Source organism: Pigmentiphaga sp. NML080357, from assembly GCF_002188465.1.
In the GTDB taxonomy this organism is placed as follows: Bacteria; Pseudomonadota; Gammaproteobacteria; order Burkholderiales; family Burkholderiaceae_B; genus Pigmentiphaga.
Genome location: NZ_NINW01000048.1, coordinates 41882 through 64844 on the forward strand (window position 1 = coordinate 41882; position 22963 = coordinate 64844).

Below are 22963 nucleotides of genomic sequence, written 5' to 3' on the forward strand. Positions count from 1 at the left end.
GCGGCCGGCAAGGGCCGCCGGATTCGGATCAGGTGGCGGCCGCCATGCCGAGGTAGGCTTTCTGGACAGCCGGGTCGCTCATCAGCGCGTCGGCCCGGCCTTCGCCGGCGACGGCCCCGTTTTCGATCAGATAGCCCCGCTGCGCGATGGCCAGGCTCAGGCGGGCATTCTGCTCGACCAGCAGGATGCCCACGCCGGTCTCCCGGACGGCGGACAGGGACTTGAACAGCTCGGTGCTCATCAACGGCGACAATCCCAGCGACGGTTCGTCCAGCAGCAGGATCTCGGGCCGGGACATCAGCGCCCGGCCGATGGCCACCATCTGCTGTTCGCCGCCGCTCATGGTGCGGGCAGTCTGCCGCAGGCGTTCTCCCAGGCGGGGGAAGAGGGCCAGCACGCGTTCCAGCGTCTCGTGCTCGGCTCCGCGCGCGCGGCGGGCGTAGGCGCCCAGCTGCAGGTTTTCGCGCACGGTCAGATCGCCGAAGATGCCTCGTCCCTCGGGCACGAGCGCGATGCCGAGCTCCACGATCCGGTGCGCCGGCAGCGCGGCGATGTCCTTGCCCGAGAGCCGCACGACCGCGCGGCCGTCATGCGGGACCAGGCCGGCAACGGCCTTCAGGAGCGTGCTCTTGCCCGCGCCGTTGGCGCCGAGCATCACCACGATCTCGCCCGGCTGCACGGATAGCGCGACCTCGCGCAGCGCCGAGTGCTTGCCGAAGGCGACCGACAAATTAGAGACTTCAAGCACCGGCGTCTCCCAGGTAGGCGCGGACCACTTCCGGGTCCGCCAGTACGGTGGCGGGCGTGCCCTCGGCGATCTTGGCGCCGGCGTTCATGACGACGCAGCGATCGCATAGCGAATGCACCGCGTCCATGACGTGCTCGACCAGGACGATGGTCACGCCTTCCTCTTTCAGCGAACGGACCAGGGCAATGCCCTCCAGCAGCTCGGACGGATTCAGGCCGGCCAGCCACTCGTCCAGCAGCAGCAACTGCGGCGACAGCGCCAGGGCGCGCGCGAGCTCCAGCCGTTTCTGGTCGATGTAGGTCAGGTCGCCCGCGAGCGTCCGCGCATGGCGCGCCAGTCCCACCCGGGCCAGCAGCTCGCGGGCGCGCGAGGCGGCCTCGGCGCCCCAGAGCGGCCGCCGCGAAAAGGCGAGTCCGGCGATCACGTTCTCGACGGCATTCATCTCGCCCAGCACCCGCACGAGCTGGAAGGTGCGCGCAACGCCCGCGTGCGCCACCTTGTGCGGCGCCTTGCCGGCGATCGGATGGCCCGCGAGGACGATCTCGCCCGCGTCAGGCGACAGCGCGCCGGAGATCAGGTTCATGACCGTCGTCTTGCCCGAGCCGTTGGGTCCCAGCAATCCCACGATCTCGCCGGCCGCGACCGAAAAGCCGAGGTCGTTGACGGCGGTCAGGCCGCCGAAAGTCTTGCGCAGCGCGGAGATGCGAAGCAGGGGGGGCGAGCTTCCCGTGGCGGGAGCGGTCGTATTCATGCGACCTCCTTGCCCGCCGGGGCGGCTGGCGAAGCGGTGCGGCGCAGCCGTTCGGCCAGGCCGACGACGCCGTTGGGCAGCAGATAGACGATGACCATGAACACGGCTCCCAGCAGGATGCTGTAGTGATTCGGGAAGTTCGCGCCCAGGTATTCGAACAGCAGCGCCAGCGGTATCACGCCGAGCAGCGGGCCATAGAGGCGCTGCACGCCGCCGAGCAGGGCCATGATCAGCACCTGGAACGACGTGACCGGATTGAACGCGATGGCCGGATCGATGTAGGTCCAGCGAGGCGCCATGATCGCGCCGGCAAGCGTCATGAAGACGGCGCTCAGGGCGAACAGCAGCACCTTGGCGCGGGTGGTGTCGATGCCGCAATGGCGTGCCACCGTTTCGTCGGCGCCGATGATGCGCAGCGCGAAGCCCAGCCGGGACCGGCCCAGGAACAGGGTGGCCAGGAACAACACCGCGCCCAGGGCCAGCAACTGCCAGTAGATCTGCTCCTGGGTAATGTCGAGGAACACGTACCGGCCGATGGAGTTGGAGACGTTGACTTCGTACCAGGTGACCAGTTGGCGGATCAGTTCCGTCAGCCCGAAGGTGAAGATGACGAAATAGACGCCGGCCAGCCGCAGGGTGGATAGGCCCACCACGAACGCCACCGCGACGCCGACCAGCGCGGCCGCGGCCAGCACCGCGGGCCAGGGCAGGGCGTCGCCGAGCACCGCCACGGTATAGGCGCCGATGCCGAAGAACGCCACCGTGGCCAGCGACACGTAGCGAGTCGGCCCGGAGAACATGGTCCACGCCGTGGCCAGCACCGCATAGTTGAGGATGTTGATGGCCAGCGACAGGCCATAGCCGTCGGCTACCAGCGGCACGACGGCCAGCACGGCCACGGCGATCGCGCCGAAGAGCAGGGGAGTGCGCAGGGATGTCATCGCGCCGCCCTCCCGAACAGGCCGGTGGGCCGCACCAGCAGCACCAGCAGGAACACGCCGTAGGTCACGGCGATGGTCAGGCCGGGGTCGACATAGGTGGCGATGAAAGACTCGGCCACGCCCAGCAGCAGGCCGGCCACCAGGGCGCCCAGGACGTTGCCCACGCCCCCCATGATGATCACGATCAATGCCTTCATCGTGAAGATCACGCCCATGTTGGCGTTGAACGTCAGGAACATGCTGACCAGCACGCCGCCGGCGGCCGCCAGCGCGCCGCCCGCGGCGAAGGCCAGTGCCGCGGCCCAGCGCACGTCGATCGCGACGAGGCGGGCGGCGACGGGATCGACCGCCACCGCGCGGATGGCCGTGCCCAGCCGCGTCCGAGTCAGCGCCAGGTAGAAGCCTATGCCGAACACCGCCGCGAAGGAGAGCGCCAGCAGCCTGTTCAGGGCCACCACCGAATCGAGGATGCGCACGGGTTCATTGAGATAGGAGTAGCTGTGGTAGTTACCGCCGAAAATGACCTGCATCACGCCCTGCACGATGAACAGGAGGCCGAAGGTGGCGAGGATGCTGTCGACCTCCAGCGCCGCCCGCGTCTTGGCGCGCTTGACCAGCGGCGTGAGCAGGAAGCGGTAGACCAGCCAATTGAGCGCGAATGCGGCCGGGACGATGATCAGCAGCCCCCACAGCGGGGTAACCTGGAACGAAAGCATCAGCAGGTAGGCGCAGAAGGCCGCGGCGACGAGAAACTCGCCATAGGCCAGATTCATGATGCGCGAGACGCCGTACTGGAGCGTGAGCCCCATGGCGACGAGCGCGTACATGCCTCCCAGCGTGATGCCGGAGAAAAGTGCATCGATGAACATACGGAATTCCTGTCGCTCGCCGCCCGGCTGCAAAGGCCGGACGGCGGTTTAGGGGTCAGCGCGCGGCGGCGGGCTGCCAGGCGGGCTTGGGGAAGACCAGCTTGGCGGCGCCGGCGTGGTCGGCGGGTTCCACGCCGACGAACTCGCCGTTCTGCCATTGGCCCAGGGTCCAGACGTTGGGCATCATGTGGTTCTTGAGGTTGATGCGCCCCAGCACGGTATCGAACTCCTCGCTGGCGATCTTGGCGGATACCGCCTTGCGATCCAGCGTTCCCGCTTTTTCGATGGCCTGTTGCAGCACTTGCAGCCCCGCATAGGTGACCAGGCTGGCCCAGCGGTCGGGTTCGGCGCCCGTCACTTCCTTGTGGCGCTGGATGTAGGCCTTGACCGCGGGGCTGTTGGCATCGATGCCGCCCAGGCTCGCCACGCCTTCGACGTTCTGGCCGAAGCGGTTCTTGTACAAGGGGAAGGCGGTGCCCACGCCGGTGTAGAACACCTTGGGATTGAAGCCGAGCAACCGTGCCTGGTCGGTAATCGCCATGGTGTCGGGCGGATAGCTGAACGCGATGAAGACGTCGGGATTCAGGTTCTTGACCTCGGTCACGATGGGTGCCAGGTCCTGCGTGCCCACAGGATAGGTCTTGGCGTAGGAGACCTTGAAGCCCGCTTTCTTGAAGGCGGCGCGCGCGGCGGTGGCAAGTTCGATGCCAAAGCCGTCGGCGATGGAAACCATGGCGACGGAATCGCCGATCTTGCCTGCCTTGCGCAGGCTGGCGAGCTGGTCGACCAGCGCTTCGGCGTACTGCGAGCCGGTGCCCAGCAGCCAGTAGCTGTTGGGCCAGCGCTTGGCCAGCTCGGGCGCGCGCTCGGTCACGGCGGATCCGGCCAGCAGCGGATAGCCGTAGCGGTGGAACGTCGGGGCGACCGCCAGATTCATGGCGGTCGACCACGGCGGCAGCAGGAAGTCGACCTTGTCCTGGGTGATCAGCCGCTCGACGGCGCGCACGACGTCCTCGGAACTGGAGCGGTCGTCGTACTCGATGACCTTGATGGGCAACCGCTTGCCGCCGACCAGCAAGCCGCCCGCCGCATTGACCTCGTGGACCCACAGTTTGTAGTTGGGAATCGTGGTGATGCCCGTGCCGCCGGCATTGACGCCGGTCTTGGAGACCGCATAGCCGATCGTGACGGCATCCTGGGCGGCAGCCGGGGGAGCGAGCGAGAAGGCCGAGAGTGCCGCGGCCGCGCCCAGCAGGCGCAGGGACTTCAGGGACGAGGTGAGCATGGTTGTCTCCTGGTTATTTTGTAACAATCGCAGAGTTTTGTTGTAGCGACCTGCAGATTCTGGCCAGGGGACAAGGCCGTGTAAAGTTGCAGGCATTGACTAATTCGGACGAATACTTGCACTTTTCCGCGGACCTTCTCAGGAGCAACATGACGACTTCCCTCCCACCCGCCCCCGCGGGGCATGCGGACGCCGGCGACACGCCGCTGGCCACGCTGATCGACGGCGAATCGATGGTGCCCGCGCTGGCGCCTCGCGAGTGGGTGGTCGAGGCCGCGCGGCGCCAGGGCCGCAGCCACGCGTTGCTGCTGACCTCCGGCAAAGGGCTCGCGGTCCTGCGGCACGGCCAGCTCGCGCTGCGGGCGCCGTGCCTGGCGTGGCTGCCGCCGGGCATGGCGCAGTCGGTCCGGCTGGAGGCGGGCGGCGCGGGATACATGCTGTCGGCTGCCGAAGAACTGGTGTCGCGCGCATCTTCGGCCAGCCAGCATGCCGCGGCCCTGCGCAATGTGGCGGACCGGCTGCTGCACATCGGCCCGGATGAAATGACTTCCGGCGTGGACATGCTGCGCCCGGTGTTCGAGGCGGTGAACCACGAACTGCGCCAGGGTGCCAAGGGCGCGGCCGGCATTGTGGCCGCCTACCTCGCCATCGTCCTGACCCACCTATGGCGCATGAGCGACATCGATCCGGAAGCGCCCACCGGGGATCGGCCCGGTTCGGTCGTGTTCCAGCGCTTCCTGCGGGTGGTGGAGCTGCACTTTCGCGAGCACTGGCCCATCTCCCGCTATGCCCGCACCCTGGGCGTGACCGAACGGCGGCTGCATGCGGCGGCCATGCGCAGCGCCGGGTGCGGTCCCCTGGCAGTGGTGCACGGGCGCCTGTTGCAAGAGGCGCGGGTGCGACTGCAGCAGTCTCCGCTGCCGGTGGCGCAGGTGGCCTATGGACTGGGATTTCGCGACACCGCGCACTTCAATCGCTTCTTCAAGCGCCACATGGGCGAGCCGCCCGGCAGCTACCGGCGGCGCATGCTGGAATCGGCGGCCCGCGAGGACCTGACGTATTCGGCTTGGCCGTAGAGGCCCCCCCTACGCCCTTACGGGCGCCCCCCAGGGGGCGATGCGGGTGGACCGGCGGAGCCGGATCCACCGCATCCTGGGTCTAGGGCCGTTGTCTTGGGGTGGGGCGCCTGTGCTTCGCTGGCTGCCAGCGGTAGCAACGGTGCCGCAACCCAAGAAAGCCGTACTAGACCCAGGGCGCCGCGGATCCGGCTTTGCCGGTCCGCCAGCGCCGCCCCCTTGAGGGGGCGCCCGAAGGGCGTAGGGGGTGGGCTTCCAGGGGTGGGCTTCCTTTACACTTCCGGCTTATTCCTTGGGTGGGCCTGCCGTGAAGTTTTTCGTCGATCGGGATTTGTCGTGGGGGGCGCTGGCGGGAGCGCTGGGGTTGATGTTCCTGGTGTCCAGCGCCTTGCGCGGGCCTTTGCCGGAGGGGCCGTTCAGCGAGCGGGTGCCGGTGCTGGCGCAGTACGCGGGGGCGTTTCTGGCGGCTGCGCTGATGGGGGGCTTCATCGTGCTGGTCCTCTGGGGATTCAAGCGGTTTCGCTCGGAACGCTACGAGACGCCGCGCCGCGATCTGGCGATCGCGGTGTTGCTGATGACGGTCGTGACCTTCCGTCCCGCCCAGGCCGCGGTGCCCTCGCAGCAGGATGCCGTGGCGGCGGTGTCCGCCGCGCAGGCTGGCGTCCATCTCCCGCCCCGGCCCTGAGCCGGCGGCTATTCGCCGTAGGCGGAGCGTCCCCGGGCCAGGTGGGGCGCCAGCGCGAACAGGTCGACGTTGCCGCCGGAGATGATGACGCCCACGCGCTTGCCGCGCACGTCGACCTTGCCCGACAGCAGTGCCGCCGCACCCAGCGCGCCGGTTGGTTCGAGCACGAATTTCATGCGCTCCATCAGGAAGAACATGGTGCGCAGCAGCTCATCATCGGTAACCGTCAACATGTCGTGGACATAAGACAGGATCAGCGGGAAGGTGTATTTGCCCGCCGACTGCGTGCGCGCGCCGTCGGCGATGGTGTCCGGATTGTCGACGGTCTGCAGGGTGCCGCTGCGGAAGGAGCGGGTGACATCGTCGCCGGCGGCCGGCTCGACGCCGACGACCTTGATGCCCGGTGCGCAGCCGCTGGCGGCGATGGCCGAACCCGACAGCAGTCCGCCGCCGCCGCACGGAACCAGCAGGTAGTCGAGCGGGCCGGTCTCGCGAAGCAGCTCCAGCGCCGCGGTGCCCTGGCCGGCGATGATGTCGGGATGATCGAACGGCGGAATGGTGGTCAGGCCCTCGCGAGCGGCCAATTCGGCGGCGATGTCTTCGCGTTTCTGGGTGGCGCGGTCGTAGGTCACGATGCGGGCGCCGTAGCCGCGCGTGGCCTCGAGCTTCACGCGCGGCGCATCGGTGGGCATCACGATGGTGGCGGCGATGCCCAGCAGACGGCCGGCCAGGGCCACCGCCTGGGCATGGTTGCCCGACGAATAGGCGACCACGCCGCGCCGGCGCGCTTCGTCCGGCAGGCGGGCGAGGGCGTTGTAGGCGCCGCGGAACTTGAAGGCGCCCATGCGCTGGAAGTTCTCGCACTTGAAGAACACGGAGGCACGGGTGCGCGCGTCCACGGCATGCGAGGTCAGCACGGGCGTGCGATGGGCGTGGCCGGCGAGCAGGGCCGCGGCGGCTTCGACGGCGTTGAAGGCGACGGACATGGCGTTTCCAGGGTGATTCCCGGCCGGATCCGGCCGACCGTCCAAGCATATACGAAGCCGGCGCCGAGCCGCCGAGGCGTGGGCGATGGGACGGGCCCGGGACGGCACACTAGGGGTATCCCCCGGTGTTGACGCGAATGTTTCCCGCAGCGAAAATGCCGGCTGACGTACAAACCGTATGTCCCTCCAAAGGGGAGTAGTTCGAGAGCCTTCCCGGCTCTTTCGCCCGATCGTCAATACGTGGAAGCTCGCTTCCTCCGGTCGTGCGGGTCACCGCCCGGTGATCGAACAAGACCTTTGCAGCCTGGCGTCAGGTCCTGCATGGGTGCTCCCGTCCCCCGGTCATTCCTGTTGCCAGCAGAGGTCGACAACTTCTCTGGAGATATCCCTCGTGGAATGGCTTTCGGCTTTTGCCGCAGAAACCTTTACGACACAGTTCCTCTTCGCGCTGGCCTCGATCATCGTGATCGACATCGTGCTGGCCGGCGACAACGCCATCGTCATCGCGCTCGCCGCGCGCAACCTGCCCCCGGCCCTGCAGAAAAAGGCCATCATCTGGGGGACCGTGGGCGCGATCGTGGTCCGTACGCTGATGACGCTGGCGGTCGTGTGGCTGCTCAGGATACCGGGCCTGATGCTGGTGGGCGGCCTTGCGCTGCTGTGGATCGCGTATCGCCTGCTGACTGCCGAGGATGACGGGCACGGCGACGGCGGGGCCAATACCAGCTTCATCGCCGCCATCAAGACCATCGTGATCGCCGACGCCGTCATGGGCGTGGACAACGTGCTGGCCGTGGCCGGCGCCGCGCACGGCAGCTTCCTGCTGGTGGTGCTGGGCCTGCTGATCAGCGTGCCCATCATGGTCTGGGGCAGCCGCATCATCCTGCGCCTGATGGAGCGCTATCCCGTGATCATCTACATCGGCGCGGGCGTGCTGGTGGTGACCGCGGTCAAGATGGTGACGGGCGAGCCGCTGGTCAAGCCCTGGTTCGAGGCCAACGCCTGGGTGCCGTGGGTGCTCTATCCCCTGGCGCTGGCGGCCATCCTGGGCGGCAGCCGCATGATCATCGGCAACCGCATGCGGGCCAAGGAGCCCGAGTCCAGCGCCGCATGATCGCCGTTCCCTGCCGCCAGGCGCGGCGGGGAACAATGCGGCCCGGAACTGGGTTAACCTTGCGACTTGACGTCCAGGGCGGGAGCTCTCCCGCCCCTAGAACGGCGTCCGGATTGAACCGGACGCCGTTCTGCTTATCGGGAGGCCGGCGGGCCGCTTTATTCGAGTGCGCATGACGACGAACGATTCCCTGACCTACATGCCCCGGCCCGGGATGTGGAACTGGCGCAATCTCGCTTTCCGCGGGGCGCTGGTGCTCCTGACCACTACGCTGCTGATGCTGGACGACTGGATCCAGCAGTGGTTCACGTCGTCCAACCAGGCCGATTTCGAGCTGAACTACTTCGCGGCCCTGTGTGCGTTCAATCTCGGCCTGTGGCTGTCGGGCAGCCGGGTTTTCGTCTCCTGCATCCTGGCGCTGCTGGCCGGCATGGAACTGGTGCAGTTGAGCCATATTTCGTACGCCGGGCGGCCGCTCGATCCCGTCGTGCTGGCCAGCCTGTTCTCGGAATTCCACGACGTGCAGCAGGTGGCGCTGGCCGAGTTCGGCGACCATGCCCACGTGCTGTTCGCCGTACTGGCGCCTTACCTGACTGCGTGGTGGCTGTTCATGGCCTGCATGCAGTCCGACGTGCGGCGCTGGCAGCGCACCCTGGGCCTGCTGCTGGTGGCGGCGGGCCTGCTGTCCAAGCCGTACCGCGCCACCTACCGCGACCTGAACGCCTTCCTGCCCGGGCCCACACGCAGCGGCCTGCACAATTCGCTCAATACCTTCAGTTTCTTCCTGGTGCACAACGTCCTGCGCGACGGCGCCCATGCCGCGCCGGCCCCCGGCGCGGCGCCGCCCGCGGTCTCGCCGGTCGCTTCCGACACCCGGCACGTGTGGCTGTTCGTGGCCGATTCGCTGCGCAGCGAACACCTGGGCATCATGGGGTACGAACGGGATACGACGCCTCGCCTGGCGCGGCGCATGGAAGAAGGGTTGATCGCGCGCCACGGTGTGGCGGCGGCGGTGTCCACGGCGGCCAGCATGCCGCTGATCCTGAACGCCGTGCGCGAGCCGGGGCAACTGGGGCAGATAAGAGGGCTTTCCACCAATCTCTTCAAGTTCGCCAAGGAGGCGGGCTTCAAGACCTACTGGATCTCGTCCCAGGAGTCCAAGCTGCTCAATGACGTCGGCAGCCGCTACGTCGACGTGTCGATCACCCGCGAAGACGAACCCCAGCGTTTCCTGAACCAGGGCGACGAAACCCTCTTGTCGTTGCTCAAAGAGCAGAAATGGCCGGAAAAGACCTTCGTCGTGGTCTTGCTGCGTTCGGTCCATGCTCCCTACGAGGCCAACTACCAGCACGCCCGCGACCGCTTCGCCCGCTGGCCCGACGGCGGCGACTTGCCGCGCGAAGTGCGCATGCGCAATGCCTACGACAATTCGGTGCTGTACCTCGATGCGCTGCTGGACCGGATGCTGGACGAGTTCGACAAGCTGCCCGGCCAGCGCCACCTGGCCATTACCGGCGACCACGGGCAATTGCTGGGAGCCCGGGGCCTGTGGGGGCACAACGTCCTGGAGCCCGAAGTGGCGGACGTGCCGGTGCTGGCCTGGAGCCGCGACGCGCCGCCGTCCGCGTCGGCGCCCATGGCGCAGCAGCGCTGGATCAGCCATTTCGAGATGTCGCGGTGGCTCGCCGGCCTCCTGGGGCGCGACATCCAGTCGCCTTCGGCCATCGAAGGCGTGCATTACGTGCAGGGTAAGAACCTGTATGGCGCCAATACCTTCAGGGAAGTGCACGAGGGCGTGGCGCTGGAGTTCTCGGACGTCGTCCCGGTCGGCCACAGCCTGCCGGTCCGCCCCTACGATCCGGTCCGCTCGGTGGTCGCACGCTGACCGCGCGGCTTGCCGGATGCCCTCATGTCCGCCCCCCAGGAATCCTCGTCCCCCTTCGAGCTCATGACCGGCCGCAACGCGCTGCGCTCGCTGGCGCTGGCCGGCGGCGTGGCGCTGCACGCGATCAACGTCTACGTGGTCACCACGATCATGCCCACCATCGTGCGCAGCATCGGCGGCCTGACCTACTACGCGTGGAGCACGACACTGTTCGTGGTGGCTTCCATCCTCGGCTCGGCCTTGTCCTACCGGCTCATCGACCGCCTGGGGCCGCGCCGCGCCTACCTGTCGGCGCTGGGACTGTTCTGCGCCGGCTCGCTGATCTGCGCCAGCGCGCCCGCCATGTGGTGGCTGCTGGCGGGGCGCACCGTCCAGGGGCTTGCCGGCGGGGTATTGCTGGCCTTGTCGTATGCGCTGATCCGGATGGTGTACGAACCGCGGCTATGGGCGCGCGCGCTGGCCTTCGTGTCGGCGATGTGGGGCGTCGCCACCTTGTCCGGCCCGGCGCTGGGCGGGTTGTTCGCCACGCTGGGCTGGTGGCGGCCGGCGTTCCTCTCGTTGTTGCCGGTGGCCGCCGCACTGGCGGCCATCGTGCATCGCCTGGTGCCGGCCAGCGCGCCGGTGTCCTCGTCCGCGACCGGCGTGCCATGGGGCAAGCTCGGCATGCTCGCATGCTCGGTCCTGGCTATTTCCGTGGGCAGCCTGTCCACCCGGTTGTCGTGGAATGCAGCCGGCTTGGCGACCGGACTGGCCCTGGTGGCATGGATGGCGCGGCTGGACCTGCGCGGCACGTCGCCGCTGCTGCCCACGGGCGCCTATTCGCCGCGCACGATCCTGGGCGCCTGCTACCTCACGATGGCGATGCTCGTCGTCGGCCTGACTAGCGAAATCTTCGTACCGTATTTCCTGCAAGCCATCCACGGCCAGACGCCGCTGGCCGCCGGTTACCTGACCGCCGTCATGGCGGGCGGCTGGACGCTGGCCTCGCTGATGCTCTCGGGCCGGACCGGCGACGCCGTGGTGCGGCTGGTGCATGGCGGCCCCCTGGTGACGGCCGCGGGATTGGCTGCGCTGGCCATGCTCATGCCCCATCCGGCGGGTGCCTGGGCATTCGCCGCGCTGTGCCTGGCCCTGGCCGGGGTCGGTTTCGGCATAGGCATGTGCTGGTCGCACCTGGTCACCCGCGTGTTCCGCTCGGCACCGCCCGGCCAGGAGAACCTCGCATCCGGGGCGGTGACGACCTTGCAGCTCTATGGCATCGCCTTGGGCGCGGCGCTTGCCGGCATGGTGGCCAACGCGGCGGGCCTGGCCGACCCCGGCGGGCTGGAGGGGGCGCGCACCGCGTCGGCCTGGCTGTTCGGCCTGTTCGCGCTCACGCCGGCCGTCGCGGCCTGGAGCGCCCGGCGGGCGATGCGGCCCTGAAAGGCGCTAGTCCTTCTTCTCGCCACCGAGCGCGTCCACCACATCGGCAATGAGCTTGGCCAGTTCGCCCGACATCAGCGCGAAGTCGGCATCGAAGCGTTCGGCATCGTTCTGCGCGAGGGCGTCGGCGTTTTCCTTGAGCACGTCCAGAGGCGCAATGCGCTTGACGGCCAGGGACTCGGTCAGCACGAACGACACGCGGTCGGCCCAGGTCATGGCCAGGCGGGTGCATTGCTTGCCGGACTCGATGTGGCGGCGCACGTCTTCGGCCTCCACCGACTGCCGCACGTAGCGTACCGTCGCGCGGCCCTCGCCGGTGGAGCGCAATTCCGTGTCCTGGTCGATGGTGAAGTTGGCGGGCGCCTCGCCGCCGGCCAGCCAATCCGTCATGGCCGCGGCAGGGGAGGTCTGGACGTGCAGGTTGGCCAGCGGGAACTTGTCGATGGCCCGGTTCAGCAGCTGCAGCATTTCATCGCAGCGCGCCGACGAGGAGGCGTCGATGCACAGCCAGCCGTTGCGCGTATCGATCCAGGCGCGGGTATCGCGCAGGATGCTGAAGGCGCGCGGCAGCAGCGTTTCCTTGACGTTTTCCTTGATCTCCTTCATCTGCTTGCGGCCGGGCTTGTAGCCTTGCTGTTCCTCGATTTCCTGCGCCTTGGCCTTGGCGACCTGGTTGATCACCGTGGTCGGCAGCAGTTTTTTCTCGGTGCGCAGAGTGATGAGCAATTGGCCGCCGACCCCGTGCGCCAGCATGCTGCCGTTCTCGAGCGGCGGGGCCCATCCCTGGGTCTGCAGCTCCAGGCTGGAGCCGGAGGCAAAGACGTGCGGCCGGAGCAGCTCGTCGAGCCGCTCGGGCGTCATGGGCCAGGGGGCGGGAAGGCGATAGATTTGCAGGTTCTTGAACCACATGGCGGGCCGGGCAAAAGGGTCGATTCTATACGACGACGCCCGGCCGCCCTCAACCCAGGTCCAGGGAATTGTCCTTCTTGGATTCGCGCGGCACGTCGGGCGACAGTTGCCAGAAGATCCATGCCGAGGCCGCCGTGAGCAGGCCGATGCAGACGAAGGTGGCGTGGAACGCCGGCAGCGTGTCGGCGGGGCTGCCGTGATCGACCAGGTGGCTGAAGGCCGCCAGAATGCCGCCGGCGACCGTGACGCTCAGGCTCATGGCGAGCATCTGCATCATCGACAGGATGCTGTTGCCGCTGCTCGCGCCTTGCTGGCCGAGGTCCTTGAGGGTGAGCGTGTTCATGGCCGTGAACTGCAGCGAGTTGACCGCGCCGAAGAAGGCCATCAGCAGCGCCTGCGCCCATACCGGATGGGAGGGGTCGATGAGCGAGAAGCTCGCGATCGTCAGGCCCACCAGCACCGTGTTGACCACCAGCACGTGGCGGTAGCCGTAGCGGGTGATCAGCGAGGTCGCGATGCGCTTGCTCAGCATGCCCGCGGCCGCGACCGGCAGCATCATCATGCCCGAATGGGTGGGCGAATATCCCAGGCTGAGTTGCAGCAGCAGCGGCAGCAGGAAGGGCATGCCGCTGCTGCCAAGCCGGGCGAACAGGTTGCCCAAGAGGCCGATCGTGAACGTATGGATGTGGAACAGGGTGGGGGAGAACAGCGGCGCGGCCTGGCGCGAGGCGCGCAGCCAGTAGGTCACGATGCTGATGAGGCCGAACACCAGCATGAGCACCACCGACGCATGGCCCATGCCGCGCCCCGACAGGCCGTCGAGCGCCAGCGAGATGGAGGCCATGCCGAACGCCAGCAGGCCGTAGCCGACGCCGTCGAAGGCCGCCGGATGCGCTTCGCGCTTGTCGATCATGAAGGCGCGCGTGGCGGCGGCGCCGGCCAGCCCGACCGGGATGTTGATGAGGAACACCCAGTGCCAGGAGAACTGCTCCGAGAGCCAGCCGCCCAGCACGGGTCCGATCATCGGGCCGACCATGGCCGGAATGGCGACGAAACTCAGAGCGGGAAGCAGGCGCTGCTGCGGGAAGCTGCGCAGGATGGCGAGCCGGCCCACCGGCATCAGCATGGCGCCACCCGCGCCCTGGATGACCCGGGACGCCACGAGCTGGCTCAGATTCTGCGACACGGCGCACAGCACCGACCCGAGGGTGAAGAAGACGATGGCGGTGAAGTACACCTTGCGCGTGCCGAAACGGTCCGCCACCCAGCCCGAGGCCGGAATCAGCACCGCCATGGTCAGCGCGTAGGAGATCACTACCGACTGCATGCGCAGCGGACTCTCGCCCAGGCTCGCCGCCATGGCAGGCAGGGCGGTATTGACGATGGTCGTGTCCAGCGTCTGCATGAAAAGGCCGATGGCGACCAGCCAGAGGGTGACGTTCAGCGATTTTTCTGTGTCCACGGGGCGCGCGCCGGTAGGGGACTGAGGGGTGGCATAAGGATAGCTTGATTCCTTCCCGCGGCATGGTCTAAGGTGGTCTGGCCGGCGTCCCGCGCGCACTCGGCGCCGGGTATGGGCTTTGCTGGCCGGCACGGGCAGGCAACCAGGAGACGACGATGTCGGAACATGTATACAAGCAGCTCGAACTGGTCGGGTCTTCCACGACGTCCAGCGACGATGCCATCCGCAACGCCATCGATCGCGCGTCCCAGACGATGCGCCATCTCGCGTGGTTCGAGGTGACCCAGATTCGCGGGCACATCGAAGACGGCAAGGTCGCGCACTGGCAGGTATGCCTGAAGGTGGGCGTACGCCTGGAAGACGCCAAGGACAAATAAAAAGAGGAAAGGCGGCAAGGTGCCGGGCAGGACCGCCGGCCCGGCCGTGCGCTGGATGCGCTGCTTGAGAATTGTTATCATTCCCCGTTGGATCATTTCTCTAGCAGTGCCGCGCACGGCTCCGTATGGACAAACAGTCGGATCGCTTCCTGGAACAGAAGCGTCGCTCATTCTGGTTGAAGCATCTGCACCAGTGGCACTGGATCAGCTCGGCGATCTGCCTCGTCGGCATGCTGTTGTTCGCGGCAACGGGCATCACGCTCAACCACGCTTCCCAGATCGAGGCCCACCCGCACGTCGTGTCCAGGGAAGGGCAGTTGCCGCGCGAGCTCGCCGATGTCCTGGCCGAGGGCGCCGGCGCCGACAAGGCGCCGCTGCCGCCGGCATTGCGGCAGTGGCTCGAAAGCCAATTCTCGCTGGCCGTGGGCGAACAGCTTGCGGAATGGTCCGCCGATGAAATCTATCTCTCCCTGCCGCGGCCGGGCGGCGACGCCTGGCTGAGCGTCGAGCTGCCCGACGGCGCGGTCCGCTACGAAAGCACCGACCGGGGGTGGATCTCGTATTTCAATGATCTGCACAAGGGCCGCAACACCGGCGAAGCATGGAAGTGGTTCCTGGACGCCTTCGCGGTCGCCTGTCTGGTGTTCTGCGTGACCGGGTTCTTCCTGCTGCAGATCCATGCACGCAATCGGCCGGTCACGTGGCCCATGGTGGCGCTCGGAGTGGCCGTGCCCTTATTCCTCGCGCTCGTTTTCATTCATTGAAGAGGTTTTGGCTATGCGTACGCTGATCCCGGTGGCCGTCACCGGCCTGCTGGTCGGGCAGGCCCACGCCGCCGACATGGCGGTCCGGATCGAGATCCCCCGCTTGAATGTCGCGGAGTATCACCGTCCCTACGTGGCGGTGTGGATCGAGGGCCCGGACCAGAAGGTCGCCGCCAACCTGGCGGTCTGGTATGACCTCAAGCTCAAGAACGACGAAGGCACGAAATGGCTCAAGGACATGCGGCAATGGTGGCGCCGCAGCGGCCGCGAGCTGTCCATGCCGGCGGACGGCATCAGCGGCGCGACCCGTCCCGTGGGCGAGCACCAGCTGTCGTTCAGCGAGGGCAAGGCGCCGCTGGGCAAGCTGGCCGAAGGCAAGTACGAACTCGTGGTCGAGGCCGCGCGCGAAGTGGGCGGCCGCGAATTGCTGCGCATTCCGTTCCAGTGGCCGCCCAAGGGACCGGAGAAGGCCGAGGCGCGCGGGGAGCACGAGCTCGGCCGCGTGGCGCTGCAACTCAAGCCCTGACATCCAGATCGCAATCCCCTCTCCATAGGAAAAAAACATGAAGACGTCTCTCAAATGGGCCGCCCTGGCCCTGGCGTTAAGCCTCCCCCTGTCGGCGCAGGCGCACCGCATGTGGATGCTGCCCTCGGCGACCGTGCTGTCGGGTGCCGATCCCTGGGTGACGGTGGACGCGGCGATTTCGAACGACCTGTTCTATTTCGAGCACTTCCCCCTGCAATTGCACAACCTGACGGTGACGGCGCCCGACGGCACGCCGGCCAAGGCCGAGAACCAATCCACCGGCCGCTACCGCAGCACGTTCGACGTGCACTTGACGCAGACCGGTACCTACAAGATGGCGGTGGTCAATGCGGGGCTGTTCGCTTCCTACAAAGAGGATGGCAAGAACAAGCGTTGGCGCGGCACGCCCGAGAAGTTCGCGCAAGAGGTGCCGGCCACTGCCCAGGACCTGCGGGTGACGCAATCCAACAGCCGCCTCGAAACCTTCGTGACGGTGGGCAAGCCCACCGAGACCGTGCTGCGGCCCACCGGCCAGGGACTGGAGCTGGCTCCCATCACCCATCCGAACGACTTGTTCGCGAAGGAAGAGGCGAGTTTCCGCCTGCTGCTCGACGGCAAGCCGGCTGCCGGCGTCGACGTGTCCATCGTTCCGGGCGGAATCCGCTATCGCGACCAGTTGCACGAGATCAAGACCCGCACCGATGCCGACGGCAAGTTCACGGTGACCTGGCCCGAGGCCGGCATGTACTGGATCGAGGCCGAGACCCGCGACGACAAGACCTCCTTCAGCCAGGCCAAGGAGCGCCGCTCGACTTACGCCGCGACGTTCGAGGTGTTGCCTGAGTAGAAGGCCCCCCCCTACGCGCTTCGCGCGCCCCCCGGGGGGCGGCGCTGGCGGACTGGCAAAGCCAGATCCGCGGCGCCCTGGGTCGGGGGGGAGTGGGGTGGGGCGGGTGTCGGGTGCAATCGTGGAAGCTTCTGATCCAGGGCGCCGCGGATCTGGCTTTGCCAGTCCGCCAGCGCCGGCCCCTGGGGGGCGCGCGGCAGCGCGTAGGGGGGGGCCTCGAATTCTTGTTCCGCTGGCGTTGTCGGCCGATGCCTTGCGTGGCTATTCGGCCGGGGCGCGGGTGCGGACGATGGGTGGGCCGACCATGGGGACGAGCTGGTCGGTGAAGTTCGTGGACGACGGGGCCGTGGCGGCGGACTTGGGGGCGCTGGTGCAGGCGGAGCTGGACATGGTCATCGGGCAGATGAGCACGTGGCGGGATAGCTCGGATCTGAGCCGGTTCAATACCGCGCCCGCGGGTTCGTGGCACGAGTTGCCGGAAGCGCTGTTCGTGGTTCTGGAGCAGGCGCTGAATGTCGCGCACGACAGCGGCGGCGCCTACGATCCGACCGTCGGCCCGTTGGTGAACCTGTGGGGCTTCGGGCCCCAGGGGGCATATCGGCGCCCGTCGGGCGCGGACGTGGCGGCGCAGCGATCGCGGGTGGGCTGGCATCGCATCGAGCTGGATCCGCCGCGCCGTCGGGCGCGCCAGCCTGGCGGCGCCTATGTGGACCTGTCCGGGATCGCCAAGGGGTATGCCGTGGATGCCGTCGCGCGCTGCCTGCGGCGCGCCGGCGTGGCGGGCTATCTGGTTGAGATCGGGGGCGAGCTGTACGGCCACGGCGCCAAGCCGGACGGGCAACCCTGGTGGGTGGAGCTGGAGCAGCCGCAAGCCGGCGCCGGCGAGGCCCCGCTGCCCGTCACGCGGGTTGCCCTGCACGGGCTGGCGGTCGCCACCTCGGGCGATTACCGGCGCTACATGTCCGATGGCCTGGGCGTGTACAGCCATACCATCGACCCGCGCACCGGTGCGCCGATCGAGAACGGCGTGACATCGGTCACCGTCCTGCATCCGGAGTGCATGGTGGCCGATGCGATGGCGACCGCCCTGACCGTCATGGGACCGGAGGCCGGACTTGCCTGGGCCGTGCGTCGCGGGCTGGCTGCATCGATAGTGTGGCGTGCCGCCGAGGGCCACCGGGAAGCGATGACGCCCAATTTCGCGGCGATGATGGAATGAACGAAAAATCTCGCAACGTGTGCGCCGCCGTCGCGGGCGTGGCGGCGTTGCTGTCGCTGGCCGTCCTGGTCGTGGTGGCGCGGTCCGAGCTGCCGCTCGGACCGGAGGTCCGCCACGCCGTCGCAGGAGGGCTGGTGGTCGGGTGCTATGCGCTGTTCTGCGGCTGGATAGGCTTGCGCAGGCGCGGAGTCGCCATCGGGACCTCATCGGCGGCGCCCGACGCGCTGCTCGTGGCCTATGCCAGCCAGACCGGCTTCGCCGAGCAGATCGCTCGGCGAAGCGCGCAGGCCCTTCAAGCCGCCGGCCTGCCCGTGCACCTGGCCAGCCTGGGGGACCTGGGCGGGAACACCCTGCAGCGCTTCCGCAAGGCGCTGTTCGTGGTCAGCACGACCGGCGAAGGCGACGCACCCGACAGCGTGGCCGGTTTCGCGCGCAAGACACTGAGCCGCGACTTGTCGCTGCCGGACCTGAGCTATGGCGTGCTGGCGCTGGGCGACAGCAGTTACCGGCAGTACTGCGCCTTCGGGCGGTCGCTGGCCAACTGGCTGCATCGGCAGGGCGCCGAGCCCCTGTTCGACACCATTCTCGTGGACGACGGCGATGCCGGGGCGCTGCGGCATTGGCAGCACTACCTGAACGTGCTGGGAGCCAGCGCCGAGATGGAGGACTGGGCCGCGCCCAGCTACCAGCCGTGGACGCTGGCCGAACGCCGCCTGCTGAACCCCGGCAGTCCCGGCGATCCCGCCTATCATTTGTCCCTCGTGCCTGGTACGGGCAGCCCGTGCGACTGGATGGCGGGCGACATCGCCGAAGTCGGGCCGCGCAACGATCCTCATGCGGTCGAGGCCATGCTGGCCGTGCTCGGCATGGACGGCGGCCTCCCGGTGCGCGGCAAAGGCGGCGAGCAGGCCTTGCGCGATGTGCTGGCCGCGCGCCTGCTGCCCCATGGCGATGCCGCGCTGGCCGCGCTGCGCGGCGCGACGGCGCAGCACCTGGCCGAGACCTTGCCCGTCATTCCCCATCGCGAATACTCCATCGCCTCGCTGCCTTCGGACGGACGCCTGGAGCTGCTGGTGCGGCAGATGCGGTATCCCGACGGCAGGCTCGGGCTGGGATCGGGCTGGCTGACGCGCCATGCCGAACGGGGCGGCACGATCGCCGTCAGGCTGCGGCGCAACAGCGGCTTTCATCCTCCCCCCGTGGCCTGCCCGCTGATCCTGATCGGCAACGGCACGGGCATGGCCGGATTGCGAGCCCATCTGAAGGCCCGGGCGGCGGCCGGCGCGGCGCGCAACTGGCTGCTGTTCGGCGAACGCACGTCCGACCGCGATTTCTTCTATCGGGACGAGATCGAGGCGTGGCGGGCCCAGGGCCTGTTGGCCCGCGTGGACCTGGCGTTTTCCCGCGAATCGGGGTGGCCGCGCTACGTGCAGGATTGCCTGCCGGGCGCCGCCCGCGAACTCGAGGCCTGGGTGGACGAGGGCGCCGCCATCTACGTGTGCGGCAGCCTGCAAGGCATGGCGGCGGGCGTGGCCGCCGAGCTGGAGCGCATCCTGGGGCGCGATCGGCTCGACGAGCTGGCCGAGCGCGGCCGCTATCGGCGAGACGTCTATTGACCGGTCACGCGGGCTTGTCGGCCCGCCGGTGTCCGCTGACTTCGGCGCCGGCGTCGCGGCGCAGCCGCGCGAAGCTTAACAGGCTGCTCAGGGCGAGCAGCCCCACCACCAGGAAGGTGATGCGGAAATCCTGCACCTGGTAGGCGCCGTCGGCGGCGCCGCGGGCGGCCGCCGCGGCGTGCAGGACGACCGCGCCGACGGCGATGCCCAGGCCCATGGACATCTGCTGCGTGGTGCTGAACAAGGTGTTGGCGCTGCTCATCTGCGGCTGGGGGACCTCGGCGAAAGCCATGGACGTCAGGCCGGTGAATTGCATGGACCGCGTCATGCCGCACACCAGCATGATCGCCACGATCAACGGTACCGGCGTCTCGCGCGACAGCACCGCGCACAGCGCGATCGAAGCAGCGGCCAGCGCGCCGTTGAAGACCAGAACGTTGCGAAAGCCGAAGCGCCGCAGCGCCTGCGTGGTGACCAGCTTCATGCCCAGGTTGCCCAGCATGCTGGCCAGGTACAGCATGCCTGCCTCGAAGGCATTCAAGCCGAAACCGACCTGGAACAATAGCGGCAGCAGAAAGGGCATGGCGCTGATCGCCGTCCGCGCGATCGTGCCGCCGACCATGACGGAGCGGAACGATGCCACGCGCATGACCGCGGGCTCCACCAGCGGATGAGGATGGCGGCGAAGGTGGGCCGCCAGCGCGATGCCGGACACGGCGCTGGCGGCGATCAGGCCCGTCCCCAGTTGCCAGTGCCCGCCGTATCCCAGCATCTCGACGCCCACCATCAGCGCGCTCAGGGCCAGGCCGCTGAGCGCGAAACCGGCCGTATCGAGCGGCCGCCGGGGCTGCGGCGGGGATTCGGGGATGTAGGCGCGTATCAGGAAGATGCCGGCTACGCCCAGCGGCACGTTCAGGATGAATATCCACTGCCAGCTCAGATACGTCGCCAGGAAACCGCCCAGCGGCGGCCCGATCACCGGGGCGATCAGCCCCGGCCAGACGATGAAGGCCATGGCGCGGACCAGGTCTTCCTTGCCGGTGTTGCGCAGCACCGCCAGCCGGCCCACCGGCACCATCATTGCCCCGGCCATGCCCTGGAACACCCGTGCCGCCGTGAACTGGGCGACGCTGGTGCTGAGCGCGCACAACACCGATGCGACGGTGAACGCCGCGACCGCCCAGGCGAAGACGCGGCGGGTGCCGAGCCTGTCCGCGACCCAGCCGCTGATCGGGATGAAGACCGCGAGCGCCACCAGATAGGAGGTCATGCCTATGCTGAGATTGACGGGATTGGTGCCGAAGGTGGCGGCCATCTGTGGCAGCGCGGTGGCGATGACCGTGCCGTCCAGCGTCTCCATGAAGAAGGCGGCGGCGACGATCAGCCAGATGATGTTGGGCTTGGACGGGGTGGCGGTCATGGGGCGGCGCGGGTCGCATGCCGGAAAAGGCCGGGGCAGTATATCTCCGTCTCCCTGTTGCCCGGCGGGTTGTTCGATGGCGCGGCAGGTAAATAACCTAGAATCATAAGAAGTGCGGATGGCAGGCCGGGGAGGCATGAAGCAAAGCATGGAAGGATTGACCGAGAAAGCGGTGCGGCGCAACGCGCTGGTGCTCAGTTGCGCGCAGGCGCTTGGCGGCGCGAGTCCGGCCATCGTCATATCGCTCGGCGGGCTGGTGGGACAGACCCTGGCGGAAGACAAGGCGCTGGCGACCTTGCCGGTGAGCCTCTATAACCTCGGCCTTGCCCTGGGCACCATTCCCGCCGCGATGCTCATGCGCCGTCTCGGCCGGCGCGCGGCCTACATGCTGGGCGCGGCCATCGGCGTGGTGGCCGGCCTGCTGGGCGCCCACAGCATCACGTCCGGCGCCTTCGCCCTGTTCTGCGTCGCCACCGCCATCGCCGGCCTCTACGGTTCATGCGTGCAGAGCTATCGCTTCGGCGCCACCGACGGCGCCGATCCGGCCTTTCGGGCGCGTGCCATTTCCTGGGTCATGGTGGGCGGCCTCGTGGGCGCCGTCGTGGGCCCGCAAACCGTCATCTGGACCCGCGACGCCATCGCCGGCATCCCGTTCGCCGGCAGTTTCGTGGGCCAGGCCGCGCTCGCCTTGCTGGCGATCCCGGTGCTGATGATGCTGCGCGGATCGGTACGTCCGGCGGCCGAGCAGAGCGGCGGCCGCTCCCTGCGCGAGATCGCGTCGTCCGGCCGCTTCGTCGTGGCGGTGATCGCCGGCATCGTGTCGTTCGGCATGATGAGCTTCGTGATGACCGCCGCGCCGATCGCGATGGTGGCTTGCGGGCACACGGTGGGTGAGGCTGCGATGGGCATCCAGTGGCACGTGCTGGCGATGTATGCGCCGAGTTTCTTCACCGGCAGGCTGATCACGCGCTATGGCAAGGAGCGCGTCACCATGGCGGGACTCCTGTTGATGGCGGTCTCGGGCACGATCGCGCTGGCGGGGCTGACCGTGGCGCATTTCTGGCTGTCGCTGGTCTTCCTCGGCGTGGGGTGGAATCTCGGTTTCATCGGCGCGACCGCGATGGTCACCGACTGCTACCGGCCCGAGGAACGAACCAAGGTGCAGGCCCTGAACGACTTCCTGGTGTTCGGGTCGGTGGCGCTGGCTTCGTTCTCCTCGGGCAAGCTGCTCAATGCCGCCGGCTGGGAAACGATCAATTGGCTGCTGTACCCCGCCGTGGCCGCGGTGCTCGTGCCGCTGCTGTGGCAGTGGGGGCGCACCGCCCGCCGCCAGGCTGCCTGACGCCGCGCCTCAGGCGTCGCCGAGCAGCCCGGTCCGGCCGAACATGCGCGCGGTATCGCGCGCCGAAGGCGTGCCCAGTTCGGGATCGGCGCCGCCTTCCAGCAGCGTACGCACGACTTCGTCGCTGCCCTTGAACACCGCCCCGGCCAGGGGGCTCTGGCCGCGGTCGTTGACCCGGTTGGGGTCGGCACCGTGCTGCAGCAGCTTCTTAACCGTGTCCACATGGCCGTAGTAGGCCGCCAGCATGATGAGACTGTCGCCCTTGTCATTGGTAAGGTCGGCGGGAGCGCCTGCCTGCAGGTAGGCGGCCAGCTGCTCCGTCTGCCCCTCCCGTGCCATGTCGAATAGCTTGCCGGCCAAGGCCAGCACGGATTCGCTGGGTTTGTAAGCGTCGGTTGGGCTCATGATTTCTCTTCGTGATCAAAGACTTCCGCCGGCGAGTCCGGGAAGGAAGTCGTTACAAACTTGGCGCTCGCTGCCAACAGCCTGACGCACTATGGCATGCATATTGCCCTAGTCGCTGCAAGGGATACAAATCCCGGGGAATCGGCCCGCCGGACGTGTACATCTTACTCATGGCGGTAATTTTTATCGGCGAGGATGAAATCTCCTCCGCCGGCGGCCTGAGCTCCTCGGCGATGCGAAAGAATGATCCCCCGCGTATTGAACACCCTTGATTCTCACTCACCCCGCTGCCCATGGGGAAGCGTCTTTTGCCG

The 22963-nt window shown here is 68.0% G+C and carries 22 protein-coding genes; 12 read left to right on the plus strand and 10 right to left on the minus strand.

Annotated elements, in window-relative coordinates; all coding sequences use genetic code 11:
• Nucleotides 1–28 precede the first annotated feature (28 nt).
• The 5 genes from CDO44_RS22035 to CDO44_RS22055 are packed head-to-tail and all read right to left on the minus strand — an operon-like array spanning nt 29 to nt 4594.
• A complete protein-coding gene (locus CDO44_RS22035) occupies nt 29–748 on the minus strand; it encodes an ABC transporter ATP-binding protein (protein WP_087782404.1) in 720 nt (239 codons plus the stop codon).
• Nucleotides 741–1499, minus strand: coding sequence for an ABC transporter ATP-binding protein (locus CDO44_RS22040; protein WP_087782405.1), 759 nt, complete (start codon nt 1497–1499; stop codon nt 741–743). Before CDO44_RS22040 ends, CDO44_RS22035 begins: the two co-directional genes overlap by 8 nt.
• On the minus strand, nt 1496–2440 hold the full coding sequence (locus tag CDO44_RS22045) for a branched-chain amino acid ABC transporter permease (protein WP_087782406.1): 945 nt from the start codon (nt 2438–2440) through the stop codon (nt 1496–1498). The genes CDO44_RS22040 and CDO44_RS22045 overlap by 4 nt, the downstream gene beginning before the upstream one ends.
• Complete coding sequence (locus tag CDO44_RS22050) at nt 2437–3309, minus strand: branched-chain amino acid ABC transporter permease (RefSeq protein ID WP_087782407.1); 873 nt, start codon at nt 3307–3309, stop codon at nt 2437–2439. Before CDO44_RS22050 ends, CDO44_RS22045 begins: the two co-directional genes overlap by 4 nt.
• Nucleotides 3310–3364: 55 nt before the next feature.
• Complete coding sequence (locus CDO44_RS22055; RefSeq protein WP_087782408.1) at nt 3365–4594, minus strand: amino acid ABC transporter substrate-binding protein; 1230 nt, start codon at nt 4592–4594, stop codon at nt 3365–3367.
• Nucleotides 4595–4743: 149 nt separating this feature from the next.
• Here CDO44_RS22055 and CDO44_RS22060 point away from each other — a divergent pair, with 149 nt between their 5' ends.
• Nucleotides 4744–5670: an AraC family transcriptional regulator gene (locus CDO44_RS22060; protein ID WP_087782409.1), complete on the plus strand. Its 927-nt coding sequence runs from the start codon at nt 4744–4746 to the stop codon at nt 5668–5670.
• A 307-nt stretch (nt 5671–5977) separates the two neighbouring features.
• The gene (locus CDO44_RS22065; protein WP_087782410.1) at nt 5978–6355 is read left to right on the plus strand and encodes a hypothetical protein; all 378 of its coding nucleotides are present in this window, start codon (nt 5978–5980) and stop codon (nt 6353–6355) included.
• Between the two features lie 8 nt (nt 6356–6363).
• Here CDO44_RS22065 and CDO44_RS22070 read toward each other — a convergent pair whose 3' ends face one another.
• A complete protein-coding gene (locus tag CDO44_RS22070; RefSeq protein ID WP_087782411.1) occupies nt 6364–7341 on the minus strand; it encodes a threo-3-hydroxy-L-aspartate ammonia-lyase in 978 nt (325 codons plus the stop codon).
• Nucleotides 7342–7732: 391 nt separating this feature from the next.
• Here CDO44_RS22070 and CDO44_RS22075 point away from each other — a divergent pair, with 391 nt between their 5' ends.
• The 3 genes from CDO44_RS22075 (at nt 7733) to CDO44_RS22085 (ending at nt 11762) form a co-directional block, all read left to right on the plus strand.
• Nucleotides 7733–8455: a TerC family protein gene (locus tag CDO44_RS22075; protein WP_233146306.1), complete on the plus strand. Its 723-nt coding sequence runs from the start codon at nt 7733–7735 to the stop codon at nt 8453–8455.
• Nucleotides 8456–8627: 172 nt separating this feature from the next.
• A complete protein-coding gene (locus tag CDO44_RS22080) occupies nt 8628–10340 on the plus strand; it encodes a sulfatase-like hydrolase/transferase (RefSeq protein ID WP_087782413.1) in 1713 nt (570 codons plus the stop codon).
• Between the two features lie 24 nt (nt 10341–10364).
• Nucleotides 10365–11762: an MFS transporter gene (locus tag CDO44_RS22085; protein ID WP_087782414.1), complete on the plus strand. Its 1398-nt coding sequence runs from the start codon at nt 10365–10367 to the stop codon at nt 11760–11762.
• A gap of 6 nt (nt 11763–11768) precedes the next feature.
• On the opposite strand, the gene CDO44_RS22090 is transcribed toward CDO44_RS22085, so the two are convergent.
• Both CDO44_RS22090 and mdtD read right to left on the minus strand, forming a co-directional pair.
• On the minus strand, nt 11769–12671 hold the full coding sequence (locus CDO44_RS22090) for a recombination-associated protein RdgC (RefSeq protein WP_087782415.1): 903 nt from the start codon (nt 12669–12671) through the stop codon (nt 11769–11771).
• A gap of 49 nt (nt 12672–12720) precedes the next feature.
• Nucleotides 12721–14133, minus strand: coding sequence for a multidrug transporter subunit MdtD (gene mdtD, locus CDO44_RS22095; RefSeq protein WP_087782416.1), 1413 nt, complete (start codon nt 14131–14133; stop codon nt 12721–12723).
• A gap of 155 nt (nt 14134–14288) precedes the next feature.
• Between mdtD and CDO44_RS22100 the strand changes: the two genes are divergently transcribed.
• From CDO44_RS22100 to CDO44_RS22125, 6 genes are all read left to right on the plus strand, one after another.
• Nucleotides 14289–14510, plus strand: coding sequence for a dodecin (locus CDO44_RS22100; protein ID WP_087782417.1), 222 nt, complete (start codon nt 14289–14291; stop codon nt 14508–14510).
• Nucleotides 14511–14635: 125 nt separating this feature from the next.
• Nucleotides 14636–15274: a PepSY-associated TM helix domain-containing protein gene (locus tag CDO44_RS22105; protein ID WP_087782418.1), complete on the plus strand. Its 639-nt coding sequence runs from the start codon at nt 14636–14638 to the stop codon at nt 15272–15274.
• Between the two features lie 13 nt (nt 15275–15287).
• On the plus strand, nt 15288–15800 hold the full coding sequence (locus CDO44_RS22110; RefSeq protein ID WP_087782419.1) for a DUF2271 domain-containing protein: 513 nt from the start codon (nt 15288–15290) through the stop codon (nt 15798–15800).
• Between the two features lie 37 nt (nt 15801–15837).
• Entirely contained in the window at nt 15838–16647 is an 810-nt protein-coding gene (locus tag CDO44_RS22115; RefSeq protein ID WP_087782420.1) for a DUF4198 domain-containing protein, read from the plus strand.
• Between the two features lie 289 nt (nt 16648–16936).
• On the plus strand, nt 16937–17866 hold the full coding sequence (locus tag CDO44_RS22120) for an FAD:protein FMN transferase (RefSeq protein WP_087782481.1): 930 nt from the start codon (nt 16937–16939) through the stop codon (nt 17864–17866).
• Nucleotides 17863–19482, plus strand: a complete 1620-nt coding sequence (locus CDO44_RS22125; RefSeq protein ID WP_233146307.1) for a sulfite reductase flavoprotein subunit alpha — start codon at nt 17863–17865, stop codon at nt 19480–19482. The genes CDO44_RS22120 and CDO44_RS22125 overlap by 4 nt, the downstream gene beginning before the upstream one ends.
• 4 nt (nt 19483–19486) lie before the next feature.
• Here the strand turns inward: CDO44_RS22125 and CDO44_RS22130 are convergent, their stop codons facing one another.
• Nucleotides 19487–20902, minus strand: a complete 1416-nt coding sequence (locus CDO44_RS22130) for an MFS transporter (protein WP_087782421.1) — start codon at nt 20900–20902, stop codon at nt 19487–19489.
• 148 nt (nt 20903–21050) lie between these two features.
• Here CDO44_RS22130 and CDO44_RS22135 point away from each other — a divergent pair, with 148 nt between their 5' ends.
• Nucleotides 21051–22244: an MFS transporter gene (locus tag CDO44_RS22135; RefSeq protein ID WP_087782422.1), complete on the plus strand. Its 1194-nt coding sequence runs from the start codon at nt 21051–21053 to the stop codon at nt 22242–22244.
• A 9-nt stretch (nt 22245–22253) separates the two neighbouring features.
• On the opposite strand, the gene CDO44_RS22140 is transcribed toward CDO44_RS22135, so the two are convergent.
• Nucleotides 22254–22649 carry an ankyrin repeat domain-containing protein gene (locus CDO44_RS22140; RefSeq protein ID WP_087782423.1) on the minus strand — a complete coding sequence of 132 codons (396 nt, stop codon included), beginning with the start codon at nt 22647–22649 and terminating at the stop codon, nt 22254–22256.
• Nucleotides 22650–22963 lie beyond the last annotated feature (314 nt).

Bases quoted from the DNA above. Each gene is read 5' to 3' on its own strand.
- CDO44_RS22040 (WP_087782405.1), bottom strand. From the start codon at position 1,499: ATGAATACGACCGCTCCCGCCACGGGAAGCTCGCCCCCCCTGCTTCGC.
- CDO44_RS22045 (WP_087782406.1), bottom strand. From the start codon at position 2,440: ATGACATCCCTGCGCACTCCCCTGCTCTTCGGCGCGATCGCCGTGGCC.
- CDO44_RS22050 (WP_087782407.1), bottom strand. From the start codon at position 3,309: ATGTTCATCGATGCACTTTTCTCCGGCATCACGCTGGGAGGCATGTAC.
- CDO44_RS22055 (WP_087782408.1), bottom strand. From the start codon at position 4,594: ATGCTCACCTCGTCCCTGAAGTCCCTGCGCCTGCTGGGCGCGGCCGCG.
- CDO44_RS22060 (WP_087782409.1), top strand. From the start codon at position 4,744: ATGACGACTTCCCTCCCACCCGCCCCCGCGGGGCATGCGGACGCCGGC.
- CDO44_RS22070 (WP_087782411.1), bottom strand. From the start codon at position 7,341: ATGTCCGTCGCCTTCAACGCCGTCGAAGCCGCCGCGGCCCTGCTCGCC.
- CDO44_RS22080 (WP_087782413.1), top strand. From the start codon at position 8,628: ATGACGACGAACGATTCCCTGACCTACATGCCCCGGCCCGGGATGTGG.
- CDO44_RS22085 (WP_087782414.1), top strand. From the start codon at position 10,365: ATGTCCGCCCCCCAGGAATCCTCGTCCCCCTTCGAGCTCATGACCGGC.
- CDO44_RS22090 (WP_087782415.1), bottom strand. From the start codon at position 12,671: ATGTGGTTCAAGAACCTGCAAATCTATCGCCTTCCCGCCCCCTGGCCC.
- CDO44_RS22100 (WP_087782417.1), top strand. From the start codon at position 14,289: ATGTCGGAACATGTATACAAGCAGCTCGAACTGGTCGGGTCTTCCACG.
- CDO44_RS22105 (WP_087782418.1), top strand. From the start codon at position 14,636: ATGGACAAACAGTCGGATCGCTTCCTGGAACAGAAGCGTCGCTCATTC.
- CDO44_RS22110 (WP_087782419.1), top strand. From the start codon at position 15,288: ATGCGTACGCTGATCCCGGTGGCCGTCACCGGCCTGCTGGTCGGGCAG.
- CDO44_RS22115 (WP_087782420.1), top strand. From the start codon at position 15,838: ATGAAGACGTCTCTCAAATGGGCCGCCCTGGCCCTGGCGTTAAGCCTC.
- CDO44_RS22120 (WP_087782481.1), top strand. From the start codon at position 16,937: ATGGGTGGGCCGACCATGGGGACGAGCTGGTCGGTGAAGTTCGTGGAC.
- CDO44_RS22125 (WP_233146307.1), top strand. From the start codon at position 17,863: ATGAACGAAAAATCTCGCAACGTGTGCGCCGCCGTCGCGGGCGTGGCG.
- CDO44_RS22130 (WP_087782421.1), bottom strand. From the start codon at position 20,902: ATGACCGCCACCCCGTCCAAGCCCAACATCATCTGGCTGATCGTCGCC.
- CDO44_RS22135 (WP_087782422.1), top strand. From the start codon at position 21,051: ATGGAAGGATTGACCGAGAAAGCGGTGCGGCGCAACGCGCTGGTGCTC.
- CDO44_RS22140 (WP_087782423.1), bottom strand. From the start codon at position 22,649: ATGAGCCCAACCGACGCTTACAAACCCAGCGAATCCGTGCTGGCCTTG.